The 23,585-nt window shown below is 38.5% G+C and carries 23 protein-coding genes and 1 other annotated feature; of the genes, 18 read left to right on the top strand and 5 right to left on the bottom strand.

What is annotated here, in order from left to right:
- The first annotated feature begins 10 nt into the window (after nucleotides 1-10).
- From M0R79_RS06035 to M0R79_RS06020, 4 genes are all read left to right on the top strand, one after another.
- The gene (locus tag M0R79_RS06035) at nucleotides 11-1,357 is read left to right on the top strand and encodes a 6-phospho-alpha-glucosidase (protein WP_092571842.1); all 1,347 of its coding nucleotides are present in this window, start codon (nucleotides 11-13) and stop codon (nucleotides 1,355-1,357) included.
- A gap of 69 nt (nucleotides 1,358-1,426) precedes the next feature.
- The gene (locus M0R79_RS06030) at nucleotides 1,427-1,834 is read left to right on the top strand and encodes a MurR/RpiR family transcriptional regulator (RefSeq protein WP_248416006.1); all 408 of its coding nucleotides are present in this window, start codon (nucleotides 1,427-1,429) and stop codon (nucleotides 1,832-1,834) included.
- On the top strand, nucleotides 1,797-2,186 hold the full coding sequence (locus M0R79_RS06025; protein WP_310795403.1) for an SIS domain-containing protein: 390 nt from the start codon (nucleotides 1,797-1,799) through the stop codon (nucleotides 2,184-2,186). Before M0R79_RS06030 ends, M0R79_RS06025 begins: the two co-directional genes overlap by 38 nt.
- Nucleotides 2,183-2,659 (top strand): hypothetical protein, encoded by a 477-nt coding sequence (locus M0R79_RS06020; protein WP_092571847.1) that lies wholly within the window; start codon nucleotides 2,183-2,185, stop codon nucleotides 2,657-2,659. The genes M0R79_RS06025 and M0R79_RS06020 overlap by 4 nt, the downstream gene beginning before the upstream one ends.
- Before the next feature lie 113 nt (nucleotides 2,660-2,772).
- Here the strand turns inward: M0R79_RS06020 and M0R79_RS06015 are convergent, their stop codons facing one another.
- Nucleotides 2,773-3,336, bottom strand: a complete 564-nt coding sequence (locus tag M0R79_RS06015) for a Gx transporter family protein (protein ID WP_092571850.1) — start codon at nucleotides 3,334-3,336, stop codon at nucleotides 2,773-2,775.
- Nucleotides 3,337-3,477: 141 nt separating this feature from the next.
- On the opposite strand from M0R79_RS06015, the gene M0R79_RS06010 reads away from it, so the two are divergent.
- From M0R79_RS06010 to M0R79_RS05990, 5 genes are all read left to right on the top strand, one after another.
- Complete coding sequence (locus M0R79_RS06010) at nucleotides 3,478-5,364, top strand: FAD-dependent oxidoreductase (protein ID WP_248416008.1); 1,887 nt, start codon at nucleotides 3,478-3,480, stop codon at nucleotides 5,362-5,364.
- Nucleotides 5,365-5,432: 68 nt separating this feature from the next.
- Entirely contained in the window at nucleotides 5,433-6,410 is a 978-nt protein-coding gene (locus M0R79_RS06005) for a polyprenyl synthetase family protein (protein WP_248416009.1), read from the top strand.
- A gap of 93 nt (nucleotides 6,411-6,503) precedes the next feature.
- On the top strand, nucleotides 6,504-7,886 hold the full coding sequence (locus tag M0R79_RS06000) for an FMN-binding protein (RefSeq protein WP_248416010.1): 1,383 nt from the start codon (nucleotides 6,504-6,506) through the stop codon (nucleotides 7,884-7,886).
- A gap of 94 nt (nucleotides 7,887-7,980) precedes the next feature.
- Complete coding sequence (locus tag M0R79_RS05995) at nucleotides 7,981-9,093, top strand: FAD:protein FMN transferase (protein ID WP_248416011.1); 1,113 nt, start codon at nucleotides 7,981-7,983, stop codon at nucleotides 9,091-9,093.
- Nucleotides 9,086-10,057 (top strand): 1,4-dihydroxy-2-naphthoate polyprenyltransferase, encoded by a 972-nt coding sequence (locus tag M0R79_RS05990; RefSeq protein ID WP_248417179.1) that lies wholly within the window; start codon nucleotides 9,086-9,088, stop codon nucleotides 10,055-10,057. The genes M0R79_RS05995 and M0R79_RS05990 overlap by 8 nt, the downstream gene beginning before the upstream one ends.
- Nucleotides 10,058-10,105: 48 nt before the next feature.
- On the opposite strand, the gene M0R79_RS05985 is transcribed toward M0R79_RS05990, so the two are convergent.
- Entirely contained in the window at nucleotides 10,106-10,513 is a 408-nt protein-coding gene (locus M0R79_RS05985; RefSeq protein ID WP_248416012.1) for a NusG domain II-containing protein, read from the bottom strand.
- A gap of 146 nt (nucleotides 10,514-10,659) precedes the next feature.
- On the opposite strand from M0R79_RS05985, the gene M0R79_RS05980 reads away from it, so the two are divergent.
- The 4 genes from M0R79_RS05980 (at nucleotide 10,660) to serS (ending at nucleotide 14,697) form a co-directional block, all read left to right on the top strand.
- The gene (locus M0R79_RS05980; protein ID WP_092571863.1) at nucleotides 10,660-11,274 is read left to right on the top strand and encodes a 50S ribosomal protein L25; all 615 of its coding nucleotides are present in this window, start codon (nucleotides 10,660-10,662) and stop codon (nucleotides 11,272-11,274) included.
- 75 nt (nucleotides 11,275-11,349) lie between these two features.
- On the top strand, nucleotides 11,350-12,537 hold the full coding sequence (gene queG / locus M0R79_RS05975) for a tRNA epoxyqueuosine(34) reductase QueG (protein ID WP_092571866.1): 1,188 nt from the start codon (nucleotides 11,350-11,352) through the stop codon (nucleotides 12,535-12,537).
- Nucleotides 12,534-13,061, top strand: a complete 528-nt coding sequence (locus M0R79_RS05970) for a tRNA (cytidine(34)-2'-O)-methyltransferase (RefSeq protein WP_092571869.1) — start codon at nucleotides 12,534-12,536, stop codon at nucleotides 13,059-13,061. The genes queG and M0R79_RS05970 overlap by 4 nt, the downstream gene beginning before the upstream one ends.
- A 69-nt stretch (nucleotides 13,062-13,130) precedes the next feature.
- Nucleotides 13,131-13,360, top strand: a binding site (T-box leader).
- Nucleotides 13,361-13,404: 44 nt separating this feature from the next.
- A complete protein-coding gene (serS, locus tag M0R79_RS05965; RefSeq protein WP_092571871.1) occupies nucleotides 13,405-14,697 on the top strand; it encodes a serine--tRNA ligase in 1,293 nt (430 codons plus the stop codon).
- A gap of 168 nt (nucleotides 14,698-14,865) precedes the next feature.
- On the opposite strand, the gene M0R79_RS05960 is transcribed toward serS, so the two are convergent.
- Complete coding sequence (locus M0R79_RS05960) at nucleotides 14,866-16,764, bottom strand: heavy metal translocating P-type ATPase (RefSeq protein WP_248416013.1); 1,899 nt, start codon at nucleotides 16,762-16,764, stop codon at nucleotides 14,866-14,868.
- A 201-nt stretch (nucleotides 16,765-16,965) separates the two neighbouring features.
- Nucleotides 16,966-17,799 carry an undecaprenyl-diphosphate phosphatase gene (locus tag M0R79_RS05955; protein ID WP_200793419.1) on the bottom strand — a complete coding sequence of 278 codons (834 nt, stop codon included), beginning with the start codon at nucleotides 17,797-17,799 and terminating at the stop codon, nucleotides 16,966-16,968.
- A 119-nt stretch (nucleotides 17,800-17,918) separates the two neighbouring features.
- On the opposite strand from M0R79_RS05955, the gene M0R79_RS05950 reads away from it, so the two are divergent.
- Nucleotides 17,919-18,422 (top strand): PTS sugar transporter subunit IIA, encoded by a 504-nt coding sequence (locus M0R79_RS05950; protein WP_092571875.1) that lies wholly within the window; start codon nucleotides 17,919-17,921, stop codon nucleotides 18,420-18,422.
- A 76-nt stretch (nucleotides 18,423-18,498) separates the two neighbouring features.
- Here M0R79_RS05950 and M0R79_RS05945 read toward each other — a convergent pair whose 3' ends face one another.
- A complete protein-coding gene (locus M0R79_RS05945; protein ID WP_248416014.1) occupies nucleotides 18,499-19,518 on the bottom strand; it encodes a lactonase family protein in 1,020 nt (339 codons plus the stop codon).
- Between the two features lie 131 nt (nucleotides 19,519-19,649).
- Here M0R79_RS05945 and M0R79_RS05940 point away from each other — a divergent pair, with 131 nt between their 5' ends.
- The 4 genes from M0R79_RS05940 (at nucleotide 19,650) to M0R79_RS05925 (ending at nucleotide 23,548) form a co-directional block, all read left to right on the top strand.
- Nucleotides 19,650-20,843, top strand: a complete 1,194-nt coding sequence (locus M0R79_RS05940) for an AI-2E family transporter (protein WP_248416015.1) — start codon at nucleotides 19,650-19,652, stop codon at nucleotides 20,841-20,843.
- Entirely contained in the window at nucleotides 20,809-22,194 is a 1,386-nt protein-coding gene (locus M0R79_RS05935) for a hypothetical protein (protein ID WP_248416016.1), read from the top strand. Before M0R79_RS05940 ends, M0R79_RS05935 begins: the two co-directional genes overlap by 35 nt.
- A 24-nt stretch (nucleotides 22,195-22,218) precedes the next feature.
- Nucleotides 22,219-22,905, top strand: coding sequence for a DUF554 domain-containing protein (locus tag M0R79_RS05930; RefSeq protein ID WP_248416017.1), 687 nt, complete (start codon nucleotides 22,219-22,221; stop codon nucleotides 22,903-22,905).
- A 106-nt stretch (nucleotides 22,906-23,011) separates the two neighbouring features.
- The gene (locus M0R79_RS05925) at nucleotides 23,012-23,548 is read left to right on the top strand and encodes a DUF924 family protein (RefSeq protein WP_200793420.1); all 537 of its coding nucleotides are present in this window, start codon (nucleotides 23,012-23,014) and stop codon (nucleotides 23,546-23,548) included.
- Nucleotides 23,549-23,585 lie beyond the last annotated feature (37 nt).

Here is a 23,585-nt window from a genome sequence, read left to right as displayed (position 1 = left end):
GAGAGATATTATGCAAAAACTAAAGGAACAATCAATTTTGGTCGCTGGTGGTGGGTCAACATTTACCCCTGGGATTGTATTAATGTTATTGGATAATCTTGATACTTTTCCAATTCGTCAAATAAAATTCTATGACAATAACGAAGAACGACAAGAAAAAGTTGCAAAGGCTTGTGAGATTTTAATTAAAGAACGTGCCCCACAAATTAAATTTGCATATACAACGGATCCTGAAACAGCTTTTACGGATGTTGATTTTGTAATGGCTCATATTCGTGTAGGGTTATATGCAATGCGTGAAAAAGATGAAAAAATTCCATTGAAATACGGTGTAATTGGACAAGAAACTTGTGGACCTGGAGGCATTGCTTATGGAATGCGTTCGATTGGTGGCGTATTGGAATTAATAGATTATATGGAAAAATATTCACCAAATGCATGGATGTTAAATTACTCAAATCCAGCAGCAATTGTTGCAGAAGCAACTCGCAAACTTAAACCTAATAGCAAAATCATTAATATTTGTGATATGCCAGTAGGAATTGAACATCGGATGGCTGAAATTCTTGGACTTGATTCTCGAAAAGATTTTGTTGTTCGTTATTATGGATTGAATCATTATGGCTGGTGGACAGACATTCGCGACCACGATGGCAATGACTTAATGCCAAAATTAATTGAACATGTCTCACAATATGGATATATTACCCCTTCTGAAATAAGTAATCACGGTAATGAAAATGTAGAAGAGAGTTGGATGCATACTTTTGGAAAGGCAAAGGATGTCCAAGCATTGGACCCGACTACTCTACCAAATACTTACCTTAAATATTATTTATTCTCTCAAGATGAAGTAGAGATTGCTGATCCAAACTATACTCGTGCTAATGAAGTTATGGATCATCGGGAAAAAATAGTCTTTCAAGAGTGTAATAAAGTCGTAAAAGCCGGAACTGCAAAGGGACAAAATCTCGAAGCAGACGATCATGCTTCATATATTGTCGACTTAGCTCGAGCGATTGCATATAATACAAGAGAACGCATGTTGCTAATTGTTCCAAATAATGGTTCAATAAATAATTTTGATTCAACTGCTATGGTGGAGATTCCATGTATTGTGACCTCTAATGGTCCTGAACCACTAGTTATGGGAGAAATTCCTAGATTCCAAAAAGGAATGATGGAACAACAAGTAGCGGTTGAAAAATTAGTAGTTGAGGCATGGGAAGAGGGTTCTTATCAAAAATTATGGCAAGCGATTACTCTATCTAAAACAGTTCCAAACGCTCGCATTGCTAAACAAATCTTAGATGATTTAATTGAAGCAAACAAAGATTTCTGGCCAGAATTAAAATAGATCAGATCTGTGATATAATAAGATGTGACAAACTTTGTCACATCTTTTTAGTATGACGGAGGATCTATAATGTTAAAGCTAAAAGCGCTTTTTACTAAGTATTATCAACAATTAACCAGTAATGAAAAATATCTATTTCAATATATTTTGGATCGGCCTCAAGAAATAGCTAATATGTCCATCTCTGATCTCTCAGAAAGCATACATATTTCAACTTCTTCAATTTCTCGATTTTGCCAAAAAATTGGATTCGATGGATATAGTGAGTTTCGCTACTTCTTAAGCAATAACGAGAATGAAGAAAAACATGCACAAATTTCTGATCCAGATTATATTTTTGAAGATTTTTATTCGACTAAAAAGTTGTTCAATCAAGCAGATTCACGTAAATTAATTTCTTGGCTTGAAGAAGCTAATATTTTTTTGTTATGGAACAGGTATGGGTCAAAGACTTGTGATCAAAGACTTTATCCGTAAGATGCTACCTTTGAAAAAAATAGTAATAGAGATAGAAGCTCCCACTGAGTTGAGCTATTACTCGCATAATTCAAATGCTCAAGACATCTTAATGATATTTTCTTTGAGTGGAAATGTTGATAATATTGTAAGTCAGGTAGCTTTGTTCAAACAAAAACAGGTAAGAATCGTCGGAGTTTCTCAACTTGGTCAAAGTGTTCTGTCAGATTTAAGTGATTTTAATTTATATTATCAAAGTCAAGTCTTTGCTAGCGAAATGGATACCTATGTATCATTCTTGCCTATTCATTATTTAACGGATTTAATTATCTTAGCTTATAAAAATCAATCGGATAATGAGGAATTGTCATGAAAATTAAAACAATCAATCGTTCATTAAAATATGTCTCCTATTTTATGATGAGTTTACCTGTACTTTTTTATTTATATTTAAACTTAATGGCAGGCCAACAAAATAACTCAGTTCTAGACTTAATTAAATCGAATCCCTTGTTGAATATAAATCTTATCTTTACTATTTTAATGTTCTTTACTGGTTATATTCTTTACAAAAATATCCATCGGTTTTCAAAACATGAATTACCTGCGGTTAGATTAATCTTTCTTTTATTGACTATTGTAATTATCATGGTTTTAATGGGGTATTTCCCCTTGATTTTATTGTGTTTATTCTTTGTCTATCAATTAATTAAGATAGAAAATATATCCAAACATAGCCTAATTAATAAAATAGAGTGGCGTGCCTTTGCTAAAGAAAACTTTCCAATTGTATTATTGGGGCTTTTTGTATTTATTTTAAGAGTTTTAATGTATATTCGACTATGAATGTAAAATGCCTCTTGAAAGAACCATACATAATTAAATCCGAATATTTAGCTTGTCCTGACGGACATTTTAAATATTCGGATCTTTTTTTTATGAGATTTAAATAGTGTTGTCTAGCTTAACCAAGTTTTTTGTCGGAGTGTTTGGATATATTCTTGGTGGTAGAGGCGCAAACTGCTGACTGATTCTAGTAGGAAATTGCCAATCATGCCAACGGCAAAGCCAGATAAGATACCGCTGAGTGAGAGGATAGGGAGATAATTTAAGACTGAGAAGGACTTAGCCATGAAAGCGGCCACCAATAATTGACCAAAATTATGAGCCATACCGCCCATGACTGAAATTCCTACGATACTGACACGCTTAGGTCCAAGTCGCTGGATGAGTAGCATCAGGAAATAAGACAAATAGCCTCCAACTGCAGAATAAATAAAGGTCGACAAATTTCCACCCAATAACGCGGTCAAAAGTAAGCGAATGGACAGGACTTGAAAACTATATTTAACAGGTAATGTAAAAATGGCAATAATGGTGATTAAATTAGCCATGCCCAATTTTGCCCCCGGAGCAAAGACAAAAGGCGAAGGAATAAAATTTTCAATTAATCCAATAATTACGGCTTGAGCAGCGAGCGTGGCAATATATATTAGAATGCTATATTTACTACGGACTTTCATCTTCTCCTCCTTATAGATAGCTATAAGCCATAGTATAATGTTTTTCTTCTTTTTCTACAATTGTTTTTGTTTCGAAATATATTGTTATTAGAAAAATTCTCGTGTATAATTTAACAAGTTATGAAATAGGGAGTGAGTAAATTGAAGAAGAATATTGTGGTCGTTGGAGCGGGCTTTGCCGGCGTTGCAGCGACACGAAGACTAGCGAAGAAGTATAAAAAAGATCCAGACATACATATAACTTTAATTGACCGCCATTCTTTCTTGACTTATATGACTGAGTTGCATGAAGTTGCTGGTGGACGGGTTGAACCAGAAGCAATTAAATATGATTTAAAGAAATTATTTGGCCGTCTTAAAAATGTTCACCTTGTCACAGATAAAGTGACCCATATCGATCATGAACAACAAGAAATTACTACTGAACATGGTGCTTATCCTTATGACTATTTAGTCTTAGCATTTGGTGGTGAAGCCAATGATTTCGGCGTAAAAGGAGTCAAAGATCACGGTTTTACTCTTTGGTCGATTGAAGCTGCTGAACGGGTTCGTGAACATATTATTGATATGGTTTATGCAGCGGCCCGTGAACATGACGAAAATAAACGACGCGCCTTACTTTCCTTCCTTGTGTGTGGTGCTGGTTTTACTGGTGTGGAAATGGTTGGTGAACTTTTTGAATGGTTACCGATTCTGGCCAAGGAACATAAAATTGATCCGGCAGAAATCTCTTATCATTTAGTCGAAGCAGCACCAGGGATTCTGAATACAGTGACAGAAGCTGAACAAACTCGAGCCATGCGCTTTATGGAAAAGAATGGCGTTCAAGTCTCTTTAGGGGATGGGATTGTCGCTGTTGAAGAAGATAAGGTCATCCTTGCTTCAGGCAAAGAGATTCCTACTTATACCACGATTTGGACCGCTGGTGTTCAAGCAAACCAAGAAGCCGCTGATTGGGGCTTTGAACGAGCTCGTGCTGGACGTATTGTCGTTGATGAGTATATGAAAGCAGAGGGTCTAAATAATGTCTACATCGGCGGTGATATGGTATATTTTGAAGATCCAGCGAATGATGGGAAATTGATGCCACAAATCGTCCAAGCTGCTGAGCAGACTGGGGATATTGCGGCTAAGAGTATTATTGCTGAAATTTCTGGTGGAGATAAAGAAGTCTTCAAAGGTAAATATGATGGAAATATGGTATCAATCGGTTCGGTCTATGGGGTAGCTCGTCTTTATGACAAATATTCAGTGCAAGGTTTCATTGCTATGGCCGTTAAACATGCAGCCAATATTAAATATTTCTTATCGATTGGTTCTTGGTATTATGCTTGGATGTATATCCTTCACGAAATTCTCCATGTAAAGAATCGGCGAAATATCTTTAAAGGGCATCTGTCTACTCAAGGAAATATGGCTTGGTTACTATTATTACGTGTTTTCTATGGCTCCATGTGGTTGATTGAAGGTTTGAAAAAAGTGTTTGGTGCTTTTGGTGCCGAGTCTTGGTTTGGTGATCAATTAATGATGCCATTTGATTGGGTAAAAATGTTAGACACCACCTCAGCAGCTTCTGAGGCAGGGGCTGAAACCGTTGAAGCGACCACCGAAGCCGCTAAACAAATTTTCAGTCTAAATTATACTTACGGTGAAGAACCGATGCTTGTTTTTGATAAGATGCCGGATTGGTTTGAATCCTTGATGAAATTCTTTGTTCCTAATTATGATGTGGCAATGTTCATGCAGAAATTTATGTCCGTTCTTGAATTAGGTATCGGAATTCTCTTAATCGTTGGTCTCTTTACTTGGTTAGTCAGTGCAGGGACTGTCGTGTTAGTGGTCATGTTCTGTCTATCAGGTATGTTTGTCTGGGTAAATATGTGGTTCATTCCAGTCGCAATTGCTTTAATGGCTGGGGCTGGTCATGCCTTCGGTTTAGATCATTATCTCATGCCTTGGCTACAAGATCGATTGAGTCAATGGTGGTTTGGCCAATCTAAGCATATTTATCAAGAAAGCGTTCGTTAAATTTTAAATTATCATGGCAATCGATCCGAATCGTTTGCCATTTTTTCATCTTGAAAGGAGAGAAAGTCATGACTAATTCTATCTGGCAAGCCTATCCTGTAATCGACCAGCATCTTAACCTAGTGAAGGAGATGATGTTGACTGAAATAAATATCAGTCAAAAGGACATTCAGCAGAAGATTGAGGAATATATTCATGCCCCTGGCAAGTATCTTCGTGCAGGCTTGTGTTTGTTATTCTCTCTGATTAAAGAGGGTGAAATTTCTGAAGACAAGCTTTATTTGGCTGCGGCTATTGAAACTTTCCACCTGGCTACATTAATTCATGATGATGTAATTGACCATTCTCCTTTAAGACGGAATATTGAAGCGATTCAACAAAGCCATTCCAATCGAATTGCCATATACGCAGGAGATTATTTGCTAGTCACAGCCGCGCATCTAGTAGCTAAAACTTCTTTTGACCGCCAAAGTGAGGTTTCTTTTAACTGGGCTGGGGAAAGTATTCTAGAGGGAGAGTTACTACAATTGACTAATCAATATAATCCTCAAATGACTTTTCCTCATTATTTAAAGCAAATTCGAGGTAAAACGGCCCTCCTTTTTGCTTTATCAACCTATGCTGGTTACTATCAGAGTCGGGCGACAAAGAGAATTAATAAAAGAGCTTTTTATGTTGGAGAAGATATTGGCATGTTTTTTCAGTTAACCGATGATTTGATTGATTACAGAAGTGATAGTCAGTTGTCGGGTAAACCCCGATTACAAGATATTCGCAATGGCATTTATTCGGCTCCGATTTTGTACAGCTTGCAGAAATATCCACGTCTACTCGAGCAGATTAGTCAGAAAGATTCATTGTCAGACCAAGATTGTGAAATGATTTACCAACAAGTCATAGCGGCGGGAGGAATCGAGGCAACTATTAAGCTAGTCGAGCGCTATCAGGACCGCATTCAACAAAAATTAGCTAAATTACCTGGCCAGACGGTCTATATTCAACAAGTAGAAGAAATTATTGCTGGATTGAGCCAGCGGCAGAAATAGTTCGTTAAATTCTTTTTTCTAGACAAAATTTATGAAATCGATTAGACTAATATTAACCAAATTTGCGAAAATTGGGATAATAGGAGGTATTATATGAAAATATCAAAATCGTTACTAAAAGGTTCGCTACTTTTAAGCTCTGTTCTCTTATTGTCAGCGTGTGCAGATAACACACAAAAAGAAGAAACCACCGTTGCTGAAGAAAGTTCAGCTGCAGTTGTGAAAGATACCACGATGGAAGAAACTGAAACTTCTGTAGAAGAAACTCGGGCAGCTTCAGAATCTGAAGAATCCGAAGAATCTAAAGATGAATCCGAAGAATCTAAAGATGAATCCGAAGAAAGCATGGATGAATCCGAAGAATCTAAAGATGAATCTGAAGAAAGCATGGACGAATCCGAAGAATCCAAAGATGAATCTGAAGAAAGCATGGACAAATCTGAAGAATCTAAAGATGAATCCGAAGAAAGCATGGATGAATCCGAAGAATCTAAAGATGAATCTGAAGAAAGCATGGATGAAACCGAAGAATCTAAAGATGAATCTGAAGAAAGCATGGACGAATCCGAAGAATCTAAAGATGAATCTGAAGAAAGCATGGACGAATCTGAAGAATCTAAAGAAGCAGCCGGTGCGGTGGCAATGGATGCAGAACTTCAAGATGGAGAATATAAGGCTGTCTCAAATGAAGATGAACATGGTTGGTCAGTTGAACATACTATCGTTGTTAAAGATGGTAAAGTTACTGAATCTAAATTCGACTATGTTAACGCTGAAGGTAAATTAAAATCAGAAGATGAAGAATACAACAAGAATATGAAAGATAAGACCGGTGTTTCTGGTGCGGAAGCGATGGAAGCATTAAATGCTGCCTTAGTTGATAACCAAAGCGCAGATGTTGATGTAGTAAGTGGAGCTACCAGCACTTCTGAAACATTCAAGTTCTCTTCTCAAATGCTCTTGAAGGCAGCTGCAGAAGGTAATACCGAAGAAATTAACTTGGATGAACTACCTTTACAAGACGGCGAGTTTACTGCTAAAGGTGAAGTTGATGAACATGGTTGGAGCCCGATGATGACCATGGTAGTCAAAGATGGTAAGATTACTGAAGTTACTTATGATTATGAAAATGCCGAAGGTAAATTAAAATCAGAAGATGAAGAATATAACAAGAATATGGAAGATAAGACTGGCGTTTCAGCCGCTGAAGCGATGGAAGAATTATCTGCAGCCCTTGTTGAGAAACAAAAAGTCGAAGAAGTAGATGTGGTTTCTGGAGCTACTTCAACTTCTGAAGAATTTATGAACCTAGCTAAACAATTAATTAAAGAATCACAAATGAAAGATAGCAAAGATAGTGAGGATGAATCTAGCTCTGACTCTGAATCATCTGAATCAGAAGATACTGATAAATCTGAAGAAAGCACTACAGAAAAAGAATCTTCCGAAGAAAGTTCAGAAGAATCTAGCAACTAATTGTATCTAATGTAGGATACATATTGGGCCGAACCATTTTAACATTTTTGTTAAGGTGGATCGGCTTTTTGTAATTTGTGAAATAGGTGAAAATATGAAAAAAACTCTTTTAATGCTACTGGTCTTGATCTTAACGGCATGTAGTCAAAGCCAAGACCAAACACAAAGTCAGAAAAAATCAGATAACCCAGCGGATGTTGTCACTACCGCCAGTATAAAGACCGATCAAACTGGTTTAGAAGTGATTAAGGATCCGCTGACTCGATCGGAAACCTTGCTCCATACTGCTGTGACATTACAAATTTACCATCCAAATCAAGAAGCAGCCATGGAGCAAGCCTTTAATTATATGAAAGAAATGGAACAATTATTTTCGACCAATCTTTCAGGTTCAGATGTCTATAAAATAAATCAAGCTGCCGGGAAAGAGGCGGTAAAAGTTCATCCTGAAACGTTCGAGGTCATTCAAAGAGCCATTGATGTGGCGGAACAAAGTCAGGGACTGTTCGATATATCGATTGGAGCCTTGACCAATTTGTGGCAAATCGGATCAGATCAAGCCCGAGTTCCAAGCGATCAAGAAATCCAAACAGCCCTCACTAAGATTGACTACCATAAGATTACACTCGATGACCAAGCCCAAACTGTCAAACTTGAAGAAGCAGGAATGGCTTTGGAATTAGGTGGGATTTCCAAAGGTTTTATTGGCTCAGGAGTAGCAGACATCCTTAAAGAGCATGGGATTAGCACAGCCATCATTAATTTAGGCGGAAACGTGATTGTCATGGGCCAAAATCTTGCCAATCAAGCAGGCTGGAATGTCGGCGTACAAGATCCAGATAAAGTACGTGGAGCTATCGTCGGTAGTCAACGAGTTCAGGAGGGAGCCATCGTGACCTCAGGAATTTATGAGCGTTATCTAGAACAGGATGGCAAGAAATATCATCATATCATGGATCCTAATACAGGTTATCCTTTAGATAATAATATTTCTGGTGTTACAGTATTCGCACCTACATCTTTCGATGGCGATGCTTATTCGACCGCCTTATTCTTATTAGGAATTGATCAAGGTTTAGACTTGATCAATCGGCTCGATGGTTATGAAGTGGTTTATATTGATAAAGATAAGGGTGTTCACTTATCCGATGGATTAAAGGAAAGTTTCCAGCTAACCAATAAGGAGTATCATATTGTCAATGAATGAGTCAAAGAAGCATAGTTACATAAATCTATCGCAGTTCTTGGAATTCGTCGAGATTAAGACCAAATTAGCTAGTTTTTTCCCAATGCTTGTTGGTTTTCTTTGGTCAGCCTACCATTATCGGCATTTTAACTGGATTAATAGTCTGGTCTTCTTTATTGCTGCCAGTTTTTTTGATATGGCTACGACAGCGATTAATAACACCATGGATTATCTCAAGGCTGTCGATCAAGAGTATAAATATAAAGAGAACGTGATTGGTCGCCACCACTTAGATATTAATTTTATTATTTTTTTATTACTAGCCATTTTATCCATTGCCTTTGTTTTTTCGATTCATCTCGTCAGGTTAACCGACCCAATCCTCCTGTTAATTGGATCCATCTTCTACATAATCGGTATTACTTACACCTTTGGGCCTTTGCCGACCTCGCGTCTACCCTTGGGTGAAATCTTATCGGGTTTGACCATGGGACTAGGTATCTTCTTTTTAGCAATTTTTGTTAATAACTATTCAATTATTTTATCAACCACGTGGTCGAGTCATTTCATTCAAATAAATGTTTATTGGCAAGAATGTCTGCGGATTGTCTGGTTGGCCCTGCCTTTTGTCTGCCTAATCGCTAATATTATGTTGGCCAATAATATATGTGACTTAGCTACTGACCGCTTGAATCAACGATTTACCTTAGTCCATTATATCGGCAAAAAGTGGGCACTCGTTTTATACAGTGTCTTAAGTGGTCTACCTTGGTTATTCCTAATGATTTATGCTTTGTCAGGTCTATTACCGACTTGGAGTCTCATCTTCCTCATTTTTGTCTGGCCGCATTATCGTAGCTTGCAACGATTTCGCCAGCAACAAATTAAGGATCAAACTTTTGTGGGGTCCATTAAATCTTTTGTCTTGTTCTCCTTGGTATATTCGCTGTCGGTAGGTTTAGCTTTAATTTTAACGTTTCTTTAAGGGATCTTTGCTTATCGCTCCTAATAAAAAACGAGCTTCCCTACCTAGCTAGAGAGGCAGAATCAGCTCGTCTTCTTCTTGGAGTCCTAAAACTTCGATAATCAATTGGTGGGGGAGACAGATCGCTGTTTGTCCAGGTTTAGAAATCCAACCGGTCATAACACCCACCTGGTCTGGACTATTATCTTCCTTAATCCGTATTTTATGATCCTCGACTTGGATGATATTGTATTGACCCGGATTAGGATGGTAAGTTTTTTCTGCTGCTTGTCCCGGCCCTAGGGTAAAGCGATCAACTTCTTCTCCCTTAATCTTGACGATGGCCACTAAAGTTTCTGTATCAGATCCCTGCTGAAATTGTAGGCCAGTAATTAGGTTAGGGAGAAAAGAAAGCATTAAGGCTAAGAGGATGAAAATATAGTCAAAAGGTTTCAATAAGTGAAAAATATTCTTCATAAGGCCTCCTCTCTAAGAATTACTCTATTTTACAAAATAATGGCAATTTATTCTAGCAATTTACTTTTATTTTTGATACTATAATGTATGTGCTAAAATGCCCATGTTTTTGGGTGAAAATTTTAGAATAAAGGAGAAACGTATTCATGAATTTAAAAGCAGTCCTAAGAAATGAAACAGGATCGTCCTCAGCTAAAAAAGCACGCCGTGAAGGACAAATCCCAGTATCTTTATATGGTAAAGAAGGCGAAGCCAGCTCTTTATTAATTGATAAACGCGAATTTGTAGCTCTTCTGAAGAAGGAAGGAACGAACGCGGTTTTCGATTTAGATTATGATGGCAAAACTCAAAAAGTTTGGATTAAAGATTTCCAAAAAGCAGCCTTAAAAGATGAAATTTATTCTGTCGACTTAGAAGCAATCTCTGCTGATCAAAAACTTGAGGTTGAAGTACCAATTGTACTATTAAATGTTGAAACCGTTAAGGTGGGTATTGTTGAATTGGTTATGAATACCGTGCTTGTAGAATCTAAACCAGATGCGATTCCTCAATCATTTGAAGTGGATGTTACGGGTCTTGAAATTGGGTCTACCTTAACCATTGCTGATATTGATGTTCCTGCAGATGTTGAATTGCTTGATGACTCAGAACAAACCATTGTCACTGTATCTGCTCCTCAAGAAGTTGAAGAAACTGAAACCGAAGAAGAAGCTGCTGAACCTGAAGTTATCGGTGAAACTGAAGAAGAGACTGAAGAATAATTATTCAAAGCATCAAGAGGTAGCTAAAGAGGCCACCTCTTTTTTTGATGAATGGATATAGATGGGAGGGCATCAATGGATCGCCAAAGCATAAAAGATAAAGTGATTGCTTACGCCAAATCCATTGGCATCGACAAAATTGGCTTTGCTTCGAGCCAGCCCTTCGACGATTTGCGTGAATCTTTAATAGAACAGAAAGCCAAGGGACATACCACAGGCTTTGAACATCCCATTATTGAAGAACGACTTTATCCCGATCGAATATTGCCCGGGGCTCAATCGATCATCTCGATTGGTCTGGCTTATCCAAGTCGAATACGTCAAGAAGTTCCCAAGGACAAACTGAATAAGCGCGGACAATTTGCCCGTGCGTCTTGGGGGCTAGATTATCACCATGTACTGCGGAATAAGTTACAACAATTAGATCAATTTCTTAAGGAATTATGTCCTCAAGCCCAAACCGAAATGATGGTAGATACTGGGGCCTTGATTGATGTCGCGGTAGCGGCGCGAGCGGGTCTTGGCTTCATAGGGCGTAATGGTTTGCTGATTAGCAAGGAATTTGGTTCATGGCTCTATTTAGGTGAGATGATTACAAACATAAATTTTGAACCCGATACCGAAGTAGCTTATGATTGCGGGCAATGTTTCCGTTGTATTCGTGCCTGTCCAACGCAAGCTCTGTTGGGTGATGGCAGGATGAATGCACAGAAATGCTTGTCTTATCAGACCCAGACTAAATCGATCATGCCGGAAGACTATCGACGTAAGATAAGTTCGGTGATCTATGGTTGTGATATTTGTCAACTGGTATGTCCCTATAATCAGGGGATCGATTATCATCTTCATGAAGAAATGGAGCCGATTGTCGATCAAGTTCAACCCCAATTAAAACCCTTGTTGACTTTGTCAAATCGTGAGTTTAAAGCTCAGTTTGGTCATTTGGCTGGCTCCTGGCGAGGTAAGAAGCCGATTCAACGCAATGCCATTATTGCCCTAGCTAACATGGGCGATAAATCTGCCATGCCAGAATTAATTCGAGTGATGGAAGATGATCCTCGGCCCGATATTCGCGCGATAGCAGCCTGGGCCTTGAGTCAAATCGAGAAATTCTATAATCCTGTGCTATTAGAAGCAGTGATTGCCCAAGCTGATAGCGAGACTGATTCTGCAGCCCTTACTGAATTTGATCAGGCTATCCAACATTTGAAACAAAAACGCCCTGCAAGAACGACCCATAGAAAGCGTGATGACTTATCATGAAGAATCATATTGCTCTATATCAACCTTTGATGCCCGCTAATACGGGGAACATTTCCCGGACTTGCGCAGCGACTAATACTGCACTTCATCTGATTCATCCTTTAGGTTTTTCAACGGATGATCGCATGCTAAAACGAGCCGGCTTGGATTATTGGCATCATGTTGAAATTATTGAACATCAGGATTTGCAAGCATTCTTAGATTACGTTGGTCAACGGCCTTTATATCTGATTAGTAAATTTGCTCCCCAGATTGTATCGGATGCGAATTTAGCCGAGAATTCTCAGGGAGAACAATTCTTCTTGTTTGGCAAAGAGACGACCGGTTTACCCATTGAATTAATGGAAGCCCATAAAGAACACTGCTTACGCTTACCGATGAACGATCAACATGTGCGCTCGCTAAATCTTTCTAATACAGCAGCCATTGTCATCTATGAGGCTTTACGGCAACAAAATTGGGCAGGATTAGATCGAACCCATCATTATCAAGAAACAGCAAAAGCCCGTGAACTGAATTGGTAAGCTCAGCGCATGTTTGACTTCGTTAACGAGGATGGAAGTTGACATTTAAAGATAAAATTCTTATAATAAACTTACAAATGAGAAGTGAATAGTAATAACTTATTTGCCAGAATAGAGATACAGTGGCTGGTGGAAACTGTACAAGTAAGTTGTGAATCCACACTTTATTCAACCTATGAACTCAAGTGATTGATTAAATAGCGTCGGCCATCCCCGTTATGGATAGTGAGTGTAAATAGTGGTTAAAGTCTTCACTATTTGAAATCGGGTGGTACCGCGAACGAGCCTTCGTCCCAGATGGGAGAAGGCTCTATTTTTTTAATGAAAATTATGGAGGGATTCGATGTTAGACCGCAAATTATTAAGAAATAATTTTGAACAAGTCGCTGAGAAATTATCGCACCGGGGTGTTGATCGGCAACTATTGGAACGTTATCTGGATTTGGACCAACAACGTCGTGATTTAATCGTCAAAGTCGAAGAAGCTAAGAAGACCAGAAATCAAGTGACCGGCGAGATTGCTCAATTGAAACGCCAACAAGCGGATGCCAGTGATAAAATCGAAGAAATGAAAGCAATCGGTGTCAATATTAAAGACATGGATCAAGAGTTAGAAACCTTAGTTCAGAAAATTGAAGCCATTGAATTTCGCTTACCAAATCTACCACATGAAGACGTGCCGATTGGTGAAGATGAAGATGATAATGTAGAAATTCGTCGATGGGGAGACCTTCCGGAATTCGATTTCCAACCGTTAAATCATTGGGATATTGCAGAAAATTTAGGCATTTTAGATTTTGATCGGGGAGCAAAAGTAGCCGGGGCGCGCTTTGTATATTATCGCGGTTTAGGGGCACGCTTAGAGCGGGCTGTTTATAATTTTATGTTAGATACCCATACCCAGAAAAATGGCTATCGTGAAATGATTCCACCATATATGGTAAATCAAACGGCGATGTTTGGTACTGGTCAATTTCCTAAATTTAAAGAGGATGTCTTTGAACTCAAAGATGATCGTGGCTTAGTCTTAATTCCTACAGCTGAAGTTCCTTTAACGAATTATTACGCTCAAGAAATCTTAGACCTTGAACAGCTTCCAGTGAAAATGACGGCCATGTCACCTTCTTTCAGGTCTGAAGCTGGCTCAGCGGGTCGAGATACCCGAGGCTTAATCCGTATGCATCAGTTCCATAAAGTGGAATTAGTCAAATTAGCTCATCCAGATCATTCATATGAAGAATTGGAAGAGATGACACAAGCAGCCGAGGGCATTTTACAAGCTTTAGAAATTCCTTATCGGACCATTGTTCTTTGTACTGGAGATATGGGCTTTTCTGCGGCTAAAACTTATGATATCGAAGCTTGGATTCCTGGTCAGGATACCTATCGTGAAATTTCTTCATGTTCTAATTGCGAAGACTTCCAAGCACGACGGGCGATGATTCGTTATCGGAACACCGATGGCAAGGCTGAGTACCTACACACCTTGAATGGATCTGGTCTAGCTGTAGGTCGAACAGTCGTCGCGATATTAGAAAATTATCAACAAGCCGATGGTTCAGTAAAAATTCCTCCAGTCTTAGTTCCTTATATGTCAGGAGTCACTGAAATTCGACCTGATAATGCCTTAGCCTAAAAGAATAGAATCGGATTTATATTCAATCAAGCTCGCTGATCTGTATGGTAATCTTTCTTTCTTTGCGTTAAAAAAGAATGCTACGATTCATGAGACCAAAAAAAAGATCTCCCAGACCAAGTCTAGGGGATCTTTTTGAAGTTAAGTAATCTTTTAAATAAGTTTAAGTTAAGCTTTATTTTGATAATTATAAGCTAACATTCTCAAACCGTTAAGAATGACCAGAATAGTCGAGCCTTCGTGACCAACAACACCAATCGGCAAGTTAATCGCTTGGAATAGATTGGAAATAATTAGTAAGACAATCACAGAGAGTGAGAAGATAATATTTTGCTTGGTAATCTGATGCATCTTATGTGATAGACCAATGGCGAATGGTAATTGATCTAGACTATCTTTAATCAAGACAATATCTGAAGTTTCCATAGCGATGTCGGTCCCTGAACCCATCGAGATCCCCACATTGGCAGTGGCTAAAGCAGGGGCATCGTTGATTCCATCACCGACCATGGCCACACTGTTATATTTCTCTTGCAATTCTTTCACATGGCTGACTTTATCCTGAGGTAATAGATTGGCCCGCACTTCATCAATTCCTAATTCTTTAGCAATATATTTGGCGGTTTTTTCTTGGTCTCCAGTTAACATGACGGTTTGAATCCCAAGTTTATGAAGTTCATCGATAGCTGATTTACTTTCAGCCTTTAATTCATCCATTAAAGCAAAGTAAGCCAGTAATTGATTATTGGCTGAAACGTAGATGACCGTGGCTCCTTGGGTTTGCAGCTCATCGATTTTGGCGAGAGATTCTTGGCCAATTTTTTCGGTTAAGTTATCAATAACGAAGTTTCTTGAACCAATCTTCCAAGATTGATTGAATGCTTGAACTTCTAAGCCTTTACCGGTGATATCTTTCACGTCATCTAATTGAATCAGTGGAGTATCTTCTAAATGATCCAATATTGCGGTGGCAATTGGGTGAGTGGATCCATTCTCTGCTGCTTTAATGACTTGATTAACGGCTTGACGATCAGCCGCTTCTTCATAGAATACTTCGTGGACTTCGGGTTTGCCAATCGTTAAGGTTCCTGTTTTATCAAAGATAATCGCTTTAAGATCAGTCAATTGCTCAACGGTATCCGCGCCTTTAAAGATAATTTCCTTCTTTGCCGCTCTTGAAATAGCTGATAAGTTGGTTGGGGCAGCTGAAGCTACTAGGGCACAAGGTGAAGCGACGGTTAATAAGACCATGCCTCGATAGAAGGCTTCTGATAAGGTCCAACCAAAGATAGATGGGGCTAGAATAATGAATAGGGGAACAGCAATTAAGACAATCTTGACATAGTTGTCTTCAATTCCTTTAATAAAACTATCAGTTTTTGAAGGAGAATTTTGCGCTTCTTCAACCATTTTAATAATTTTGGAAAAGAGGGTGTCCTCATTCTCAACACTGACTTCCATATCAAAGGTTTCTTCTTCATTGATGGTCGCGCCAATCACATCGTCACCTGTTTCCTTAGTCACAGGAACGGGTTCACCGGTAATGGAGGCTTCATTAATTACCGCATGTTTGCTAAGAAGTTTCCCGTCGATAGGAACAGATTCTCCTTTACGAACTTGAACCTTATCACCGATCTTTAATTCATTGGTGGGAACTTCAATAATTTGACCATCGTTATTATATTTGCGGGCGGTATCCGGTGTCATCTTCATTAATTTAGTAATGGCATCGCGACTTTTAGCCATGGCCATAACTTCAAGGGATTCTGAAAGTGAGAAGATAAAGATGAGCAAGGCACCTTCCGTCCAATAACCGATAATACAAGCACCTACTGCTGCTAGAATCATTAAGACGTCCACACTCAGATGATAATCTTGAACTAATTCTAAATAGGCGTTTTTAGCTGAATTATAGCCTCCAATTAAGAAAGCCAAGATAAAAATAGGCACACTTGTATCATTTGTTTGTGAATATTTAAGGATAAAGCCAATAATGATTAGCAGACCACTGATAATAGTCAGCGTCATTTCTTTATTTTCTTTAACCCAACTTTTTATTGATTGCATAAGCATAACCTCCTATAACCCTATTGTACATTAGAATCATTCTAAATACAACTATCTCTTGAATCAATCTAAGTTTTCTTTTTATTGATGTTGGCAGGACTAATTTGGTTAATAGTATTGTTTTTTAAAATAACCCAGATCATAACAAAGCCGTTGGAGGGGCTTTGCCACGATCTAGGTTAGATGGAAGCTAATATACTATTATTTAAGCACAAAGTAGAGCAAAATCAGCGCACCGAGGATAATTCGATAATATCCAAACGCTTTAAAGTCATGTCGTTTGATATAAGATAAAAGGAACTTAATCGCTAAGATGGAAACGATAAAAGCAATGACCATACCGATGCCTAGATAAACATATTCTAGACTTGTTAAGCCAAAGCCTAATTTGACCAGTTTCATCAGACTGGCACCAAACATAATGGGGACACTCATGAAGAAAGAAAATTCGGTCGCAACGAAGCGAGACGCGCCGAGAATTAAGGCACCAATAATGGTTGAACCTGAGCGTGAGGTTCCTGGAATAATGGCTAAGGCTTGGAAGAGGCCAATCTTAAAGGCTGTGGCGAAAGATAAGTCAGCCAAGGTTTGAATTTGAAAGGCATGCTTACCTTGTTTGTGACTTTCAATCCAGATAAAGCCAATCCCATAGACAATCAAGGCAATGGCCACAACCACCGGGTTATAGAAATATTCATCCATATAATCATCAAGTACAAAGCCAAAGAGCACGGCTGGTAGCGAAGCAAAGGCGACCTTTAACCATAGAATCCAGGTTTGTTTCCGTTCTCCAGGGTCTTTACTTAAACTAAAAGGATTTAATTTTTGGAAGTAAAGGACCAAAACGGCGATAATGGAACCTAATTGGACTAAGACTAAGAAGAGCTCACGGAAGTTACTGCTTAAGCTTAGTGGCATAAAATCTTCAATCACAATCATATGACCGGTAGAAGAAATTGGCAACCATTCAGTAATTCCTTGAACAACACTAAGGATAATAATTTTAATTAATTCAAGTATATCTATATTTTCCATCGGCTACTCCTTTAAAAATTGATATTCAGAGAAATAATCCGAACTTATTTCAGTTCCGATAATAGAGTGTAACATAAGTTTATGTTAAAATGAAATAAATTTAAAGAGAGGATGAGAAGATGTTTGATTTTTTGAGAAAAAATAAAAACAAAGAAGAGAAAGTCAAAGAATTCGACCTATTTGCGATGGTTGATGGTGAATTAGTGTCGATTGAAGAGGTAGAGGATCCGGTCTTTGCTCAACGTATGATGGGGGACGGCTTTGCTTTCAAGCCTACCAATGGCGAAGTTCAATCACCTTGCCAAGCTGAAATCTTAAATGTCTTTCCAACTAAACATGCCATTGCTTTGAAAAATTCCGGAGTAGAAATTCTACTCCATTTCGGGATTGATACTGTGGCTCTAGAGGGGGCACCTTTTGAGGTTCAGGTTCAAGAAGGGGATCAGGTCTCTCCCAATACTGACTTAGCAAAAATCGACTTATCAGCGATTAAGGAAGCAGGCAAAGATGATATTATGATTGTTATTTTGACCAATGGCAATGAAACGGTTGAAGAAATGATTATCGATCAATATGGCCCGGTTAAACGTGGCGACAAGATTGGTAGCATCCGCGTTAAATAAATATAAGAAAGTCTATTAATAAAAATAACCCTCGCAGAAACTATCTGCGAGGGTTATTCGATATTATCGTTTCATTTTAGAAGGGAATGATAGATACACTTTCAGGAATTTCCGTATCATTATTGGCAAATTTCAAGCGACCATCTTGAGGATTGCGTCGGAATACACTGACAAAATCACTATCTTGGTGAGGAACTAATAAATATTCTTCATTTTCGTCAAGGGCGAAATCACGCGGAATTTGGCCAACGGTATCGATACTTTGAATCCGTTCTAACTGACCTTGTTCATCGACAGCAAAGACAGAGATGAAGTTGGCAAAACGGGTTGAACAGTATAGAAACTTACCATCGCGAGTCATTTTGATGGCTGCGCCACTAGCTTCTCTCAACTGATCTTGATCCAAGGCGGCAACAGCATCTTGTTCAACGAGTTGGTCATTTTCATCGATGGTCATCCGATGAATATAATTGTCATATTCACCAATAACATAAATAATCGGTAATGTTGGATGGTGGATGAAGTGGCGCGGCCCCACACCTTCAGCTAAACTAAAGCTTTCCCGATAAACCAGTTGACCATCTTCTTTAATATCGAATAGTTCGATCAGGTCTTGCCCTAAATTACAGGCATATAATAGCTTTTGACTAGGATTGGCCCAAGTAAAATGCATTTGCACTGGCGCTGATAAGTCTGGGTGAAATTCTTTGACGGCTACTTTTTGAAGATGGCTTAATTGTTCTTGTTCAAAATGATAGACATCAATGCATCCTTGGTGATAATTCGCTAAGTAAAGGGTCTGGCAAGGTTCATAATAGCTAATATGGCAGGCATTAATTTGGCCTGCTAGACAGCGATCGATTTCTTGCCAACGCTGATCTTTTTCCTGTAAAGCAATAACCCCAGCTTGATTGCCATCCTGAATCAGGGCAAAAAGGGTGGAATGGGATTTATCTGTGCAGACATAAGTAGGATTATCTAATTTAAAAATCAAACGGGAGTTTTCTAATTTACCGGTTTCAGAATCAAGGATGGCTTCATGGATCCCTTGATTGATGCGTTTAGTATAGCCACCGAAAATAAATTTTTGTTTCATAAAGAACTCCTTTCAAGAGCATTGATACATTGATAAGTATAACATAAATATTTGCTAGATATTTTATTAAAAAAAGAAATTTCGGCCAAATTATGATAGAATAAGCAGAGCGTAAAGGGAAGGTGATCAGAATGAACCCCTCACAAAAAGAAAGTAAAAAACCATTTGTTGATCGCTTATTTAGTAACAAAACGATCGTCACTTTATTTGGTATTTTAATTTTTATTTTAATTATTTTTCTATTGACTCAAATATCCTATTTGTTTAGTCCCTTGGGGCAATTATTTTCAATCATTGGTTTTCCAATCATCGGAGCTGGGGTCTTGTATTATTTATTTATTCCCATGATCGAGAAGATGGAAGTCTATGGTGTGAAGCGCCAATTTTCAATTTGGATTATTTTTCTAGTAATTATTATTCTCTTGGTCTGGGGAAGTCTGAGCTTATTCCCAGTGTTACAGAATCAAACCAATTCTTTTATTGAGAATCTACCCTTCTATATTGAGCAATTTGGTAATCTTCTTGAAGATATGCGGAAGAATAGTAGCCAAGGAAATTCTGGAACTTTTATGAATAACATTCTAGAATCAATAGACTTGCAGGCTCTAGGCGAGAATTTAAATCAAATGATTACCCGTTCGATTGAAAACATTGGTGGCGTCATTGGTACCGTCACCCAAGTTGTGGCAGGACTGGTGACGATTCCAGTTGTTTTATATTATTTGCTTCTGCAAGGACAGAATGTGCCAAACCAACTGATTAAATTGGTACCGAGCAAACAACGAGATTGGTTTAAGCGAGTCCTATACAATTGCAACTATCAAATTTCCCAATATATTCGTGGTCAAATTATGGTCGCCATTATTGTGGGAATTATGTTTGCTATTCTTTATGCCATCATAGGGTTAGATTACGGGATTTCTTTAGCGGTCTTAGCAGGAATCTTAAACGTGATTCCTTATTTGGGATCGATTATTTCATTTATTCCGGCCTTCTTTATTGCTTTATTTATGGGGCATATGATGGTCTTTAAATTTTTGATTGCAGTGATGGTTGAACAAACGATTGAAGGGCGGATTGTGGCGCCTCAAGTCTTAGGAAATAACTTACAAATCCACCCAGTCACCATTTTATTTATTTTATTAGGTGCGGGGAAATTATTCGGCTTAACAGGTGTGATTCTTGGGGTCCCAATTTATGCAGTGATTAAAGTGATTGTTAAAGAATTATTTGTGATTTATCAAGTGAAGTCAGGTTTGTATGACGAGAGTGATATTATCGGGGTGAATCATGAACAAACATCTAAATCCATGCCAATGGATTAGCTTATTTTGTGTATTATTAATCGGTCTCTCAACGGTCCTTAGGCCAGAAATACAAGCACAAGTCAGTGAAACAGAGGATAGTGAGCCGGTCTTTGATGTTCAAGATGTCTTGCCTTTTGATCTTCGCTTAGTTCCTGAGCTCCAAGAAGTTGATCAAGCTATCTTAGAGGATAATCGCTTTATCCAAATTCAGCGTGAATTTCAGAGTCAAAATGGCCCCCGTTTACTATTAAATGAGGGTCAAATTCAAGTTAACAGCATTTCTTTCTATGGCGTTAAAGGGCGGTCAGAATATCAAGATCGCCCCCGTCAACAGAATCAAGAGGGCTTGCTTTTGATTAATGTGGCGATAAGTAATTATGCTGAGCAAAATTTATATATTCCTAATAATTTTATCGGTCTCGAAGACGACAAGCCAGCAGAAAAGGCCACGGATAAATCTGTTTATCCATTAGAATTTGGTTACTTGGAAGCCATCTTGGACAATACAAAACGAGTCATAGAACCCGAACAAACGATTGAAGGCTATTTAATGTTTCAGCTGTCTGCTCGACAATATTTTACTGGAATGCGACAGGGTTACTTAGAATTAGTTCTAAAAAGTTGGCAAAATGAATTTAAACCGCTTCAATCGGAGACAAAGGGGTTGGCCAGCCCAGAGGGAAACTATTCCTTAGTGCTCCCACTTAATCAGACCATTGCTGAACGCATTCTAGAAACACAACAATTTATTCAGGATCTACCTAGTCAGGAATGGTGGGGCGACAAGCAGCTCGTGAGTCGCCTTCAAGGACCTGAAAATCTTCAGCAGGGTTCAGTAAATCTTCAGCTGAACAAGATGGAATTGTGTGATTTAAAACTTAGACCTGAGTATCGTCAACTCTTTCAGCAATTTCCGCAGGGACAACTCCTACTCAGTGTGGACTTGCTTCTAGAGAATAAAGCCGATTCGATTTATTTACTAGAACCGCAAGATCTGACTTTGACTTTAGATTTAGCTGGCCGTCAATTTATGACGGAAGATAGTCTGGTTAAGAATGTTCTGCCCAAGTACATCGGTCCCCGCGACCAGCAAAAAATTCAAAAAGTTTTTGTCATCGATAAGGCGTTCTATCAGCAAAATTCCCAAGGTAAAGCCCTGACTTTAAAAGTCTATTTACCTACTAGTGGCTACGGTCGACTGCCAAATTTGCATCGTCTGGTCAAGCCTTTGACATCCGCATATATCTATGACGTATATTGGTCTCAACTCACCTTAGCCAATCAGTTAAGCTTTCAGGGCAATTATACCTGGCAGGTCAAAGCAGACATACTTTTCGACGAACATTTAAAAATGATTCATGATAAATAATTATTTTATGAAGGAGGAAATGGATTGGGCGCGGTTATTAATGCCATTGTTGTCACAGTGTCAGGTCTAATAGGCCTATTATTAAAAAAAGGAATTCCTTACAACCTCCATCAACGTCTCATGGAAGCCATCGGCCTGGCAATTATGGCCATGGGCATTGCCGGAATTATGCAAGGAAAGAATACTTTAGTTATGATTCTGTCTATGATATTAGGGGTATTTATCGGTGAACTTCTGGATATCGATGCTCGAGTGATTCAGTTTGCTAATAGTTTAGGTGCTCGACTGGTCCGTAGGAACAGTGCTTCACAAATCGATTGGGTTCAAGGATTTATCTCGGGAACAATGTTGACCTGTGTTGGCTCCATGTCGATTATCGGTGCCTTAGAAAGTGGTTTATTAGGCAACAATACTACTTTGTATACCAAGAGTATTATAGATGCCATTACATCGATTCTTTTAGCTTCTTCTCTGGGTCCAGGAGTGGTGTTATCCGCCTTTTCGGTATTGATCTTAGAAGGTGGTCTGATTCTAGGGGCCTCTTTTTTATCGCCACTCTTACCTCAACCGGTTATTAGTGAAGTGGTTTGTGTGGGGTCTATCTTGCTCGTCGCCCTGGGTTTAAATATTCTTGAAATCACTAAATTTAAAGTTTTGAATTTTACTCCGGCCATTTTTATGCCTATCCTCTTGATGCTTTGGCTTGGTTAAAGTAGTCTTACCAGTTAATGATCATTCATCTCGGATGTTGTCAAGATCAAATTCTTTTTAAAATAGTAATTATCTTATAGCGTAAACAAGAGAAAGGATGAAGTCGATGGAAGCTCAAGACATTATTGAATTTTGGTTTACTGACTTAACGTACAGGGATTGGTTTAATAAAGATGATGATTTAGATCAGACCATTGCAGATCACTTTAAGGAGCTTCACCAGCAAGCCAGTCAAGCAGAATTATTTACTTGGCGGGCGACTTTATTGGGTCGTTTAGCAGAAATTATCCTGCTTGACCAATTCTCACGAAATCTCTATCGTGGTCAGGCTCGAGCTTTTAGCCAAGATGGGATGGCCTTAGTATTAGCCCAAGAAGCCATAGCTTATCATGATCTATCTGTGCTTAGTCCAGATCAAAAAGCCTTTATCTATATGCCTTTGATGCACTCAGAATCTATAACGATTCATGAACGGGCTCTAGAATTATTTGCTCAACCGGGCCTGGAACGTTATTTAAAGTATGAACAAGCTCATCGCGATATTATTCTTCAATTTGGACGATATCCACATCGCAATCAAGCATTGGGTCGAATTTCGACGCCTAGCGAAATTGAATTCATGGCTCAACATCCCGGATTTTAAAAAATACCCCATTGACTTAGTAAGATGAAGGATTAAC

This window comes from Ignavigranum ruoffiae (genome assembly GCF_023195815.2).
Classification (GTDB): Bacteria; Bacillota; Bacilli; order Lactobacillales; family Aerococcaceae; genus Ignavigranum; species Ignavigranum ruoffiae.
Note: the sequence above shows the minus strand (reverse complement) of the source record. Positions and strands in the feature narration are given on the sequence as shown.